The organism is Pseudoxanthomonas sp. JC1303 (genome assembly GCF_058448525.1).
Genome location: NZ_CP185958.1, coordinates 1,415,306 through 1,427,481, shown reverse-complemented (window position 1 = coordinate 1,427,481; position 12,176 = coordinate 1,415,306). Strand labels below are relative to the sequence as shown.

The 12,176-nt window shown below is 69.6% G+C and carries 12 protein-coding genes; 4 read left to right on the top strand and 8 right to left on the bottom strand.

The annotated features are described in order from the left end of the window. Positions 1 to 131 precede the first annotated feature (131 nt). Both ACORQU_RS06305 and ACORQU_RS06300 read left to right on the top strand, forming a co-directional pair. Positions 132 to 953 carry an NYN domain-containing protein gene (locus tag ACORQU_RS06305; protein WP_491643961.1) on the top strand — a complete coding sequence of 274 codons (822 nt, stop codon included), beginning with the start codon at positions 132 to 134 and terminating at the stop codon, positions 951 to 953. Positions 954 to 975: 22 nt separating this feature from the next. Beyond that, complete coding sequence (locus ACORQU_RS06300) at positions 976 to 1,311, top strand: thioredoxin family protein (protein ID WP_271648215.1); 336 nt, start codon at positions 976 to 978, stop codon at positions 1,309 to 1,311. A gap of 132 nt (positions 1,312 to 1,443) precedes the next feature. Here the strand turns inward: ACORQU_RS06300 and stpA are convergent, their stop codons facing one another. Beyond that, positions 1,444 to 2,727 carry a glucosylglycerol 3-phosphatase gene (gene stpA / locus ACORQU_RS06295; protein WP_491643960.1) on the bottom strand — a complete coding sequence of 428 codons (1,284 nt, stop codon included), beginning with the start codon at positions 2,725 to 2,727 and terminating at the stop codon, positions 1,444 to 1,446. Positions 2,728 to 3,039: 312 nt separating this feature from the next. After that, entirely contained in the window at positions 3,040 to 3,420 is a 381-nt protein-coding gene (locus tag ACORQU_RS06290) for a winged helix-turn-helix transcriptional regulator (RefSeq protein WP_491643959.1), read from the bottom strand. Between the two features lie 129 nt (positions 3,421 to 3,549). Between ACORQU_RS06290 and ACORQU_RS06285 the strand changes: the two genes are divergently transcribed. Then, positions 3,550 to 4,164, top strand: a complete 615-nt coding sequence (locus ACORQU_RS06285; RefSeq protein WP_491643958.1) for an NAD(P)-dependent oxidoreductase — start codon at positions 3,550 to 3,552, stop codon at positions 4,162 to 4,164. A 22-nt stretch (positions 4,165 to 4,186) separates the two neighbouring features. Here ACORQU_RS06285 and ACORQU_RS06280 read toward each other — a convergent pair whose 3' ends face one another. From ACORQU_RS06280 to hemB, 5 genes are all read right to left on the bottom strand, one after another. After that, the gene (locus tag ACORQU_RS06280) at positions 4,187 to 4,801 is read right to left on the bottom strand and encodes a TetR/AcrR family transcriptional regulator (RefSeq protein WP_491643957.1); all 615 of its coding nucleotides are present in this window, start codon (positions 4,799 to 4,801) and stop codon (positions 4,187 to 4,189) included. A gap of 66 nt (positions 4,802 to 4,867) precedes the next feature. After that, entirely contained in the window at positions 4,868 to 7,003 is a 2,136-nt protein-coding gene (gene dinG / locus ACORQU_RS06275; RefSeq protein ID WP_491643956.1) for an ATP-dependent DNA helicase DinG, read from the bottom strand. 220 nt (positions 7,004 to 7,223) lie between these two features. Next, positions 7,224 to 8,063 (bottom strand): shikimate dehydrogenase, encoded by an 840-nt coding sequence (gene aroE / locus ACORQU_RS06270; protein WP_491643955.1) that lies wholly within the window; start codon positions 8,061 to 8,063, stop codon positions 7,224 to 7,226. A gap of 67 nt (positions 8,064 to 8,130) precedes the next feature. Then, on the bottom strand, positions 8,131 to 8,481 hold the full coding sequence (locus ACORQU_RS06265) for a hypothetical protein (protein ID WP_491643954.1): 351 nt from the start codon (positions 8,479 to 8,481) through the stop codon (positions 8,131 to 8,133). Between the two features lie 13 nt (positions 8,482 to 8,494). Beyond that, positions 8,495 to 9,484, bottom strand: a complete 990-nt coding sequence (hemB, locus tag ACORQU_RS06260) for a porphobilinogen synthase (RefSeq protein ID WP_491643953.1) — start codon at positions 9,482 to 9,484, stop codon at positions 8,495 to 8,497. A 243-nt stretch (positions 9,485 to 9,727) separates the two neighbouring features. Here hemB and ACORQU_RS06255 point away from each other — a divergent pair, with 243 nt between their 5' ends. Then, a complete protein-coding gene (locus ACORQU_RS06255; protein ID WP_491643952.1) occupies positions 9,728 to 10,195 on the top strand; it encodes a hypothetical protein in 468 nt (155 codons plus the stop codon). A 67-nt stretch (positions 10,196 to 10,262) separates the two neighbouring features. Here the strand turns inward: ACORQU_RS06255 and ACORQU_RS06250 are convergent, their stop codons facing one another. Continuing rightward, positions 10,263 to 12,056, bottom strand: a complete 1,794-nt coding sequence (locus ACORQU_RS06250; protein WP_491644985.1) for a DUF885 domain-containing protein — start codon at positions 12,054 to 12,056, stop codon at positions 10,263 to 10,265. Positions 12,057 to 12,176: the final 120 nt, after the last annotated feature.

Here is a 12,176-nt window from a genome sequence, read left to right as displayed (position 1 = left end):
CAAGCTCGGCTCTACGATCAGATCGCTGGGAAAGTCGTAGCCGAGCAAGCTCGGCGCTACGGGACGTGGCCCCGCCGACAGCCTCGTGCAGGGCATCGCAGTACGATGAGCTTCGTACTTCAGGAGCACCCATGAAATCCAAGCCGCACATCAAGCCCGACACCGACGACGAGCAGCAGCGCCTGGCGGTGCTGATCGATGCGGACAACGCGCAACCGTCGGTGATCGAGGGTTTGCTCGCCGAGGTGGCCAAGTACGGGGTGGCCAGCGTCAAGCGCATCTATGGCGATTTCACCAGCACGCGCATGACCCAGTGGAAGCAGGCCCTGCTCAAGCACTCCATCGCGCCGGTGCAGCAGTTCGCCTACACCAGCGGCAAGAATGCCACCGACAGCTCGATGATCATCGATGCGATGGACCTGCTGTACACGCATCGCTTCGATGGCTTCTGCCTGGTGTCCAGCGACAGCGACTTCACCCGTCTGGCCCAGCGCCTGCGCGAGGAGGGTCTGGCCGTCTACGGCTTTGGCGAGCGCAAGACGCCCGATGCCTTCGTCCAGGCCTGCGACAAGTTCATCTACAACGACGTGCTGCGCGCAGAGCCGACCGCGGCCACCACCGAGACGCCCAAGGCCACCGCCCCGCGCAAGCGCGCCAGCAAGAAGGCGGCCAACGCGCCGGCGCCCGAGCCAGTCGCGCCCAAGGGCAACACCCCGCCGCTGTCGCTGCTGCGCCAGGCCATCGAAGAGGCCTCCGACGAAGAAGGCTGGGCGCCGCTGGGACCGGTGGGCAGCTATCTCAACAAGATCCGCCCGGACTTCGACCCGCGTCTATACGGACACCGCAAGCTCAGCGAACTGTTCCGCAGCCAGCCACGCCATTTCAACGTGCAGGAGCGCCCGGCCAGTGGTGGCGGTAGCGGCACGCGCGTGTTCGTGCGCATCGCCGGCTGAGCCACGCAGGAGGATTTGCACCATGCCGTTCACCGCCCGCCACGCCGCGCCCGACCAGGCGCCCACGCGTGAAGAGATCGACGCCATGCCCGGCCTGGTCGCGCTGGAGTTCGGCACCAACTGGTGCCCACACTGCATCGCCGCGCAACAGCTGTTCCAGCGAGCCCTGGACGCCCGCGAGGACATTACCCATTTGAAGGTCGAGGACGGACGCGGCCGCCCGCTGGGGCGCAGCTACCGGGTCAAGCTGTGGCCGACCCTGGTCCTGCTGCGCGATGGCCAGGAGGTCGCGCGGTTGATCCGTCCGCGCACCGACGACGAACTGGCGCGCGCGCTGGCCCTGCTCGACGCGGCGTAGCCCGCGCGACCGCGCACCCGGTTGAAGGGTGCGAGCGCGGCGAGGGCGCGGTTGCAGTGCTGAGCCGCACCGGCGTGCCAGCGAACAGGTGTCGTCATCACCCGAGCGAGGTGCTGGCACGGATCGGCGCGGTCAGCGTGCGTCGGCGCGCCGCGCGGCCAGCGCCTTGAAGAAGGCCACGTACTGCGTGTGCCCGCCGGGGAACACCACGTCCAGCCGCAGCGGATCCTGCGCATCGGTGATGCCTTCGGCGGCGGGGAACGGATCCACCGCCGTGTCCCGGACCGCGCGCTGCAGGTGCGCGGCATCCAGTGCCGGACGCCGCACCTGGCCGCCGCTGCTGTCGACGAACACCACCGTGCTCGGCGTGCCCAGCGCCTGGCCAAGCTGCTGCACCAGGGTCAGGAAGCCACGATCGCTGCCGCCGCGCAGCCACACGTTCTGCCCTTCATGCTGGCGCCCCACGCTGGTGACCGTATCGCCCACGCCCACCAGGTGCGGCATCAGCGCCGGATCGAAATGCGCGCGCGCCAAGGCAAGCAGCGCGTCGTGGTCGCGCGGCGCCTGGCGTGCGTTGAAGCCCTCGCCGAGTGGCCACCGTCCGGTGCGTTGGTGGAAGTAGTGGTTGAGGATGACCAGCACGCCGACTTCCTTCACCGCACCGGTCAGCATGAACTGGAAATCGGTGGTGCCGGCGCTGTCGCCTTCGGCCGGCTTGAGCACTTCGTCGCCGTTTGCGTCGCGGCCCAGGTTGGGCGCGTAGTGGACGAAGAACGCCTGGTCCAGCCCTTCGCGCGCGGCCTCTTGCAGCAGGGCGCGCATGAAGCCGGCCACATCGTCCTGCAGCTGCGCGTACAGGCCTGGGCGGTCGACCAGATGGTGGTGCAGGACGTTGAGATTGAGCGTGGGCGAGGCCGGGTTGTCCAGCACCGCCGCGCCGCTGAGGGTGGCGATGACGTGCGGCTCCAGGTGGAACGGCGCGCCGGCCAGGTGCGCGGCCAGGAAGCGGCGCGCACGCACCGGCACCTCCCGCAGGAACGCCAGTTCCGCTTCGCTCACGCCCGGATGGCTCACCGTGCCGTACCGGTCCTGCAACTGCACGCCGCCTGCGGCCAGGCCGGGCAGATAACCGCCGTGCGTGCGCGGATGCGCCGCATCGCCGAAGGCCTGTTCGACCAGCGCATTCACGCCGCGAGGGCCGATGTGCTCGCCATTGGTGAGCACGTAGAAGGCGCCATCGAGCTGGCGCGCGGCCTGCAGATAGTCGCGCTCCAGGCGGCGAGTGAGGGGATCGTGGACCAGGTCCATGCACACGCCATCCAGGTCCTGGATGACCAGGAGGTCGCGCGCGCGGGCCAGGGTGTCGAGCAGGGCGGCGTGGTCCTGCGAAAAGCCGCGTGAGGCAGAAGACGTCATGCGCACAGGGTAACCCTCGGCCCGTGCAGGCCCTGCGTTGGTGCGCAGGGCAACCGCGTCGATGCGGCGCTGCGGCCAGGCCAGCGGTTCGGGCAGCAGGTGTGGGACATGCCTGCCCAGGCGGTCGTGGCAGGGCGGTTCGGAGTGGTCCTGCCGTGGGGCGCACTTTGGGCAGGCGTCGCGGAGCACGCTGGACACATGCGGCGGTGTGTCGAGGAGGCCTTCGAGGGGTATGGCGATGCGCGTCATGCGCGCGTTGCAACACCGGGCTGCCTCATGCCCTGGTCGCAGTTCCACTGCACTGTGCCGATGTCAGGCAGCGTTTGACTCGCTGGCACGGTAGGCGGCGCGCGCGGCGCGGATGGTGTCGTGGTGGGCAGCGGCCCATTGCACCAGTGCCTCGATCTGCGGCACGAAACTGCGGCCCAGCGACGTCAGCGCGTATTCCACCGCCGGCGGCTTGCTGGGGAACACGGTGCGGGTGACCAGCCCGTCTTCTTCCAGCGTGCGCAGGGTCTTGGCCAGCATCCGCTTGGACACGTCGTCGACCTGCCGCTGCAGGGCGGAGAAGCGCAGCGGCGCCTCCTTCAGCGCCTGCAGCACCAGGGTGCTCCAGCGATCGCCGAGGCGGTCGAGCACGTCGCGCACCGGGCATTGCGCGGCGTAGGGGGCGGGGGATCGGTGCAGGCTCATCGGGGGGCTCCGGGCTGGGGAGGTCACACGCAGGTCACCTGGACACGCGCGGCTCCCTTCTTGGCAGGGCGCATCCGGTTCCCCATGATGCCATGGTTCCTTTTCGTAACCACCATAGGAGTTCTCACCATGGCATCCATCGCCCTCATCGGCGGCACCGGCAATGTCGGCCGCCGTCTTCTTGCCGAGGCCCTGCGCCGCGGCCACACCGTCACCGTCGTCGCCCGCACCCCGGTGGCCGATCTGGGTGAAGGCGTGGCCTTTGTCCAAGGCGACATCAGCGCCGACCCGGCCGCACTGGGCGCCAAACTGACCGGTCATGACGTGCTGATCAGCGCGGCACGCTTCGCCACGGTCGACGCCGACCACGTGCTGGCCGCCGTGCGCGCGGCGAAGATTCCGCGCCTGGCGGTGGTCGGCGGCGCCGGCTCGCTGGAGGTCGCCCCCGGGGTGCGCCTGATCGATACGCCCGAGTTCCCAGAAGCCTACAAGTCCGAGGCCGTGCCGGGCGCGGCCTTCCTGGACCAGTTGCGAGGGGTGAGCGACGTGCAGTGGACCTTCCTGTCGCCGGCGGCCTTCTTCGGCCCCGGCGAGCGCACCGGCCAGTTCCGCCTGGGCGGCGATGCCTTCCTCACCGACGCGGCGGGCAAGAGCGCGATCTCCTACGAGGACTTCGCCGTGGCCCTGCTGGACGAGATCGAAAACCCCGCCCACACCGGCCGGCGTTTCAGCGTCGTCTACTGAGCCTGCGCCGCGGCCCGCCGTCTCAGGCGCGCCGGGTCGCGACTGGGCGCGAGCGCCGGCTCTTCGGCTTGGGTACGACGGGCTGGACGATGTCCATCGCAAAGCCCCACACGCGCTCGAACGGCGCCAGCGGCGCCATCATCGGCATGGCGCAGGCACTGAACAGCTTGAGCAGCAGCAGGATGTCGGTGGGCGTCAGGTCGGGACGGCAGCGGCCCTGCGCCACGGTTTGCTCCACCACCGGGGCGAACACCGTCACCAGTCGCATCATCGCCGCCTCGATCTCGGGCTTGTCACGCCCCTCGCTCTGCCAGTACTCCACCAGCGGGGCGTGGATCATCATCCGCTGCAGGACGAAGTGCAGCAACTGGACCAGGGCGTCCGGCGCCTGCTCCAGGCGCGCGGCCTCCTCGGCGATGTCGTCCAGGCCCCGGTCCAGCAGTGCCAGCACCAGCGTCTGCCGGTCAGGGAAGTTGCGGAACAGCGTGGCCCGGCCGACACCGGCGCGCCGTGACACCAGCTCCAGTGGCGCCTGCACGCCCAGCTCGGTGAAGACCGCTTCGGCCGCCTGCAGCAGCAGCGCGCGGTTGTGCTCCGCATCGGCGCGGCGCTTGGGCTGGGTGGGAATGGCACTCATCGGAAACGGCGGTGCGGTGACCCGGGGCACCTTACCGCCAAACCTCCCCATGCGCTGCCGTGTGGTTCAGCCGATCACCCGGGCGAACGGCGGCAGCGCATCGATGATCTGCCTGCCGTAGCGGCGGGTCAGCAGGCGCGAGTCCAGGATCACCACCCGGCCGGTATCGGTGGAGCTGCGGATCAGGCGTCCGGCGAACTGGGTGAGCGTGCGTAGCGCGTGGGGGATGGCAATCAGGCTGAAGGCGTTGTGGCCACGGCTTTCCAGCCATTCGCTCAAGGTCGCGGTCTGCGGATCGGTGGGCACCGCGAACGGCACCTGGGTGATGACCACCGTGGTGCAGGCCTCGCCCGGCAGGTCCAGGCCCTCGCCGAAGGAGTTCAGGCCGAACAGCACCGAGCCCTCGCCCGCGGCGATGCGGCGCAGGTGCTCGCCGATCAGCTGCGACTTGTTGCCCTCGCCCTGGACCAGCACGCGGTTGCGCTGAGTGACCGGGAGCAGGTCGGCGACCTTTTCCATCTTCCAGCGCGAGGTGAACAGCACCATCGAGCCCTTGCCCCAGTCCAGCTCGCGCACCAGGTAGCGGGCGACTTCCTTCGGGTGGCCTTCGCGGTCGTCCGGCGCGCAGGGGAACTTGGGCACCACCAGCTGCGCCTGGGTGGCCAGGTCGAAGGGCGAGGTCAGGGTGACTGCCTCGGCGTGCTCGGGCAGGCCGGTGTCGATGGACAGTGCCGTAAAGCCGTTGCCGCCGGTCAGCGTGGCCGAGGTCATCACCACCGAATCGACTTCCTTCCACAGCAGCTGGCGCAGCACCTGCGCGGCCGAGACCGGCGAGCAGTGGCAGACCAGGTCGCCGTCCTGGGCGCGGGTCAGCCAGCGCGCCATCGGCGGGGCGCCGTCCGGGTCCTCGCGGCGCCAGCCGGCCCACAGGTCGTACTGGGCCTGCACCATCTCCAGGGCCATGCCCAGGTTGCGCTGCACGCGCTCCTTGGTGGCGTCGTCCTGCTTGGCCTTGCCGACCAGGGGCGCGGCGGCGGTGACCCAGTTGAGCAGGCTGCGGGTGTCGTCGGCCAGCGCGTCGATGCTGGGCGACCACTCCGCCGGCAGGCGGCCGTTGGGCGCGCGCCACTGCGGCTCGCGCTCGGACGGGTCCGGCGTCCACGCGGCTTCCAGCACGTCGTGGAAGGCCTTGAGCTGGCGGCTGACGTTGACCGCCAGGTCGATGGCATCGTTGGGATGCAGCTGGGCGATGGTTTCCTTGTCGACCATGCGGTAGGTCGCTGCGATCAGCGTCTGCAGGCGGCTGGTGCGCCGGCTCATGTCGTCCAGCGGCAGCCGCGCGGCGCCCTGGTCGATGGCCACGCCGGCCACGTGGTGGCCTTCGTCCAGGACCAGCAGCATGTCGGCCGGTGCGGCGATCAGCGGCTGGCCGTTCTCGATGTCGCCCAGCGACAGGGTGGACAGCAGCAGCGCGTGGTTGGTGACCACGATCTGCGCCTCGCGCACGTTGTTGCGCGCCTTGAGCACCGGGCACTGGCTGGCGTAGGAACACTTGCGTCCCGCGCAGCCGGCGGCATTGGTGGTGATGCGCCCGCGCAGCGCCGGGCTGACCGGCTCCGGGGAGGCGTCCAGGTCGCCGTTCCAGTGGTTGTCGGTGAACAGCTTGGCCAGGCGGCCGGCCAGGGTGGCGTCGGCCGGGGTCAGCGGGCGGTCGTACAGCGCGCCCTCGTCGCCGAACATGGAATCCTGCGCAGGCGCGCTGCCCTGCAGTTCGGCCACATTGCGCGTGCACAGGTAGCGCGTGCGGCCCTTGGCCAGGGCCACGGTGGCCTCGATCCCGGTGGCCTTGAGGAAGGCCGGGATGTCGCGCTCGACCAACTGCGCCTGCAGGGCCACCGTACCGGTGCTGATGACCAGCTTCTTCTTGGTCGCCAGGGCGATGGGCACGCCCGCGGTGAGATAGCCCAACGATTTGCCCACGCCGGTCGGCGCCTCGACCACGCCCACCCCGCCGCTGCTGCCCAGGGCGCGCGAGGCCACGCCGATCATCTGGCTCTGCGCCCGGCGAGTGGTGAAGTTGGGGGTGTTCTCGCGCAGCGCCGCGTAGGTCTCGCGGATGCGCGTCTTCAGCGCCTCGTCGAGGTGCCGTGGCTGCCCCTCGCCCGTGTCCTTGCCTGCTGCTGGGCCGGTGCCATCGCTCATGCGGACATTTTCGCATGCGCGTGTCGCGGGGAACGAGATACCGGTTGGAACCTGGTGCTGCTCAGGATTGGACTGCTCTGGGTCTTGGTTCCCGGTTGGTCGAGGCTGGAGCAGGCGCTTTCGTGCGGCTTTTCGCCGCCCGAAAGCCCTGCCGCTAGCCCGGACCTGACCTCACGAAGCAACATTCACGGCGCAGGCTGCGCAATGCCGCCTCAAGCCCTCAAGCCGCCACGGGCTCTGGCGCTCCCTTCCTCAACTCCGCATACACCGCATCGGTCTGCGGCCGCACGCCGTGCCAGCGTTCGAAACTCTCGGCGGCCTGCTCCACCAGCATGCCCAGGCCGTCGACGATGGTGCGCAGGCGGGCGGTGCGGGCCCAGGCCAGGAAGGGGATCGCCACATCGCCGTAGTTGAGGTCCACCGCCGCGGTCATGTCGTTGCACAGCGCGAACGGCAACGACAAGGGGGCGCTGCCATGACGGCCGGCCGAGGTGGCGTTGATCACCAGTTCGAAATCGCCGATGTCGGCCAAGTCTTCCCAATAGCGGGTATGGGCACGACCAGGCTGGCCCAGGGCATCGGCCAGGGCATCGGCGCGCTCGGGGCTACGGTTGACGATGACCAGTTCGCGCACACCGGCGTCCAGCAGCGCGGGAGCTACTCCGCGCGCGGCGCCCCCGGCGCCGAGCAGCAGAGTGCGGCGTCCCCGCAGGTCCAGGCCGTGACGCCCGGTCAGGTCACGCACCAGCCCGGCGCCGTCGGTGTTGTCGCCGTACCACTGGCCTTCGTCCAAGCGCAGGGTGTTGACCGCACCGGCCAGGCGGGCGCGCTCGCTCAGCTGCGCGCAGCGGGCGAAGGCGGCTTCCTTGTGGGGTACGGTGACGTTCGCGCCGCGTCCGCCGCCGGCGACGAAGGCGTCCAACGCCGCGTCCAACGCCTCCGGCGCGACATCGATGCCGACGTACTCCATCGGGATACCGGTCTGCCTGGCGAAGGCGGTATGGATCTGGGGAGAGGGCGACTTGGCCACGGACTGGCCAAACAGGGCATAGCGACTCATGCACGAACACTCAGTGGAACACGGAGTCCTAGTGTCCCACGCCGCGCTCGCGGCGGGGTCGGCGCTTTCAGCGGGCGGGGCGAGCCCGGGCTACGGCGCGGCTCGCGCGCAGGAAACCGCCGGCCAACAGACAGATGCCGCTCACGGCGATCGCGGTCAGGCCCATCTGAGCCACGCCGAAGAGCATGGCGTTGTGCTGCAGGTTGCCCCCCGAGGCCAGGCTGCGCTGGATCAGGGTCGACTGCGCCAGCGCCAGGGCCAGTGCCCCGAGCTGCCCCAGCAGCATCAGGGCCGCGCCCCACCGCGCCAACGCGCGGCCGGGGGCTGGCGGGGCCACCAGGGCGGCGATCAGGGCAAAGCCGGTGGCGCACACCATCGGCAGGCCCATCAGGGCTTGCAGGATCAGCCCCACGTTCATGCGCGCGGTCCGGTCATGCCTGGCGCAGCACGCGTGCCGCATCCAGGGCGAAGTAGGTCAGCACGCCATCGGCGCCGGCGCGCTTGAAGGCCAGCAGCGATTCCATCATCACCGCCTCGCCGTCCAGCCAACCGTTGGCGGCGGCGGCCTTGAGCATCGCGTACTCGCCGCTGACCTGGTAGACGAAGGTCGGCCGGCGGAAGGTGTCCTTCACCCGCCGCACCACGTCCAGGTACGGCATGCCCGGCTTGACCATGACCATGTCCGCGCCCTCCTCCAGGTCCAGCGCGATCTCGTGCAGGGCCTCGTCGGTATTGGCCGGGTCCATCTGGTAGGTGTACTTGTTGCCCTTGCCCAGGTTGCCGGCACTGCCCACCGCGTTGCGGAACGGGCCGTAGAAGGCCGAGGCGTACTTGGCCGAGTAGGCCATGATCCGGGTGTGGATGAAGCCGGCATGCTCCAGCGCAGCGCGGATGGCGCCGATGCGCCCGTCCATCATGTCGCTTGGCGAGAGGATGTCCACGCCGGCCGCCGCATGCGAGAGCGACTGCTTGATCAACGCCTCGATGGTCTGATCGTTGAGGATGTAGCCGTCCTCGTCGGGCAGCCCATCCTGGCCGTGGGTGGTGTACGGATCCAGGGCCTGATCGGTCATCACGCCCAGCTCGGGAAAGCGGCTCTTGAGCGCCCGGATCGCGCGCTGGATGATGCCGTTTTCGTCCCAGGCCACGCGGCCATCGGCGGTCTTGGCGGCCGGGTCGGGCACGCCGAACAGGTCCAGCACCGGCACGCCCAGTTCCAGCGCCTGCTCGCCCACGCGCAGCAGTTCCTCGATCGACAGCCGTTCCACGCCGGGCATGGACGGCACCGGGATGCGGCCTTCGCCCTCGTGCACGAACACCGGCAGGATCAGGTCGTTGGTGGTCAGGGTGTGCTCGCGCATCAGCCGGCGCGAGAAATCGTCGTGGCGCATGCGGCGCGGACGCTGGGCGGGATAGGCCATGGGGAAACTCCGGTGGATCGCGTTCATTCTACGCCTGCCGTAGAGCAGGCCCGGATCGCGATGCCATCGGGATTGACGCGTTGTCGCCCGCGGATGCGGGGGAGCCCGACGCCGCCGGATCCATCCTCACGCTGCGCTTGCGAATGCCGGCGCACGGTAGCATCCGGCCTGGATTCAGTGCGCCGGGCCGATCATGCCGGCACCCTCCGGCATCGTGCCGACCTTCCTGCCTTTAGGTGTGCCATGCGCTTTCGTCTCTCTCTCGCCACCGTGTTGCTGTTCTCGCTGGCCGCCTGCGCCGGGACCTCCAAGGTCATGCTGTCCGATCCGCGCCCGCCGGTGGACCCGGCCAGCGTCAGGCTCTACAGCGCCGTGCCGCCGGGCGCGATCCAGATCGCCCAGCTGGAGTCCAAGAGCGCGGTGGGTTTCGGCACCCAGGGCCAGACCGACGCAGTGGTGCGCAGGCTGAAGAACGAGGCCGCCAAGCTGGGCGCCAACGGCGTGGTCCTGATCGGCGTGGGCGCAGGCGCGCGCTCGCCGGGTGGACTGTCGGTGGGCGGTGGCGGCTACGGCGGCCATGTCGGCGGCGGGATCGGCATCGGAATCCCGACCCAGCAGAAGCAGGGGGCGGGCGTGGCGATCTACGTCCCACCCGGCACCGCGATTCCCGCCCAGGACGCCGCGGAGCTCCAGCCGCCGCGCAGCGAGTAAGGACGTCAAACCACAGCCGCACGCGGCGCTAGGCCACGCCGCGTGGGGTGCGCTTGGCCCTTGCTTGCTAGGGCTTGGCCTTGGCTTGGCGTGCGGGCACGAACTCGGTCTTCACCGCCTCGGCCAGCTGATCCGGCGGCAGCAGGCCCTGGTCGAGCAGGAAGTCGTTGAAGGCCTTCCGGTCGAACTTCGGCCCCAGCGCCAGCTCGGTCTGCATGCGCAATTCCAGGATGCGGCTGTAGCCATAGAAGTAGCTGCCGGCCTGGCCAGGTGCGTTGAAGGTGTAGCGGTCCAGCTCCTGCCGGGCCATGGCCGGGGAGAGCATGACGTTGTCCTCCAGCACCTGGCGGGCCCGCTCGCGGTCGATCAGGCCCAGGTTGAGCATCGGGTCGAGCATGGCGCGGGCGGCGCGCAGCAGGCGGAACTGCAGGGCGATCATCTGCCCGTCAAGGGGTTCATAGGGGACCATCTCGGCTTCGGCGTACAGCGCCCAGCCCTCGACGTTGACCGAGTTGAAGGCGAACAGCGTGCGCGCCAGCGAGATGCCGCGCTCGACCATCGCCGCGAACTGCAGGTCGTGCCCGGGACGCCCCTCGTGCGCGGTCAGCGTCCAGGCCCCCGAGCCGAAGTTGAAGTCGTCGTACTGGCTGTCGGCCGCATCTTTGCCAGCGGAGGGGTTGCCCACCGGCAGCACGAACTGGCCCTGCTGGCCGGTGTTGCCCACCAGCGGCGGCGGCAGGTAATGCGGCGCCGGCTGGGCCGCGCTCTCGGCCGCCGAGCCCAGGCGCATCTGCAGCGGGCGCTTGGGCACGGTCACGATGTGCTCGCGCTTCATGATCCCGTCGATCTGGTCGATCACCCCGTGGTACTTGGTCTCGAGCTGTTCATTGGGAATGCTGTCGCGCTTGAGCGCCTTGATCACCGCGCGGTAATCGGTGGCGCCATTCAGCCCCTTGGCCTTGGCCACCAGCGGGGCCAACTGCTGCATGGCGGCGCGGGTTTCCATGAACTCCACCTGCGCGCGCTGCATGAGCAGCTGCGGATCGATGTCGATGCCGTACTGCTTGAGCTGGAAGGCGTAGAGCTGCGGTGGCAGGCGCGTGTCGGTGCGCGCCTTGGGCAGGACCGTGGTCCGGGTCCAGTTGTTGTAGGCTTTCAGTTCGCTGGCCATGCGCTCCAGCGCCGCATCGGCGCCGGCGAGCTTGTACTTGGCAAACAGCTCGCGGATGCCTTCGATGTAGGTGTCCACGTTGGAGACCGCGCGCTCGACTTCCAGCTTGGTCGGCTGCAGCAGCTTGGGATCGGACAGCCTTTCTTCGTAGCGCTGGCGGGCCAGGGTGGTAAATGCGGTCGTCCCCGGCGCCATGCCCACGTAGGCCTTGAGCCGGTCCAGCGCCTTGGCCCGGCGCTCGGGCGGGGTCTGGTCGGAGAGCAGGCCGTTAATCCCATCAAAGACCGCCTGCGGCGCGTCCAGCCACGGCAGCAGGAGCTGTTCGTTGAGCGTGCTGCCTTCGATGCTCTGGTCGGCGGCGTGGATCAGGATCTGCAGGTCCTGGCGGACATTGGGGTCCTGCTCGGTCGCCAGCTTGGCCTGCAGGGCGGTCTTGGCCCGCTTGAGGGCGGCGCGGTAGCGCGCCGGGTGGTCCGGGCCCAGGTCGGTGACTTTTTCGTCATAGCCCGGGACGCCGAAGAAACTGGCCATTTCCGGCTGGAACGGGGCCTGGGCATCAAGCAGGATCTGCGCGTCCTGGTTACTGCGGGCGACCCAGGCGGGCGCGGTGGCGTCGGGCTTGGCCTGCTGGGCCAGCGTCGGCAAGGGGGCCGTTAGGGCCAGGGCAAGGGCAAGCACCAGGGGTTTGATCACGGGAGCATCCAGGCAGCGGTGAAGGTGCCGCGACCCTACGCATCCGGGCTCGCGTCGGCAATGCGGCGAAGGTCATGCCCTGGCCGTTGCACCAGCCAGGCCTCGGCGGCGGACGCT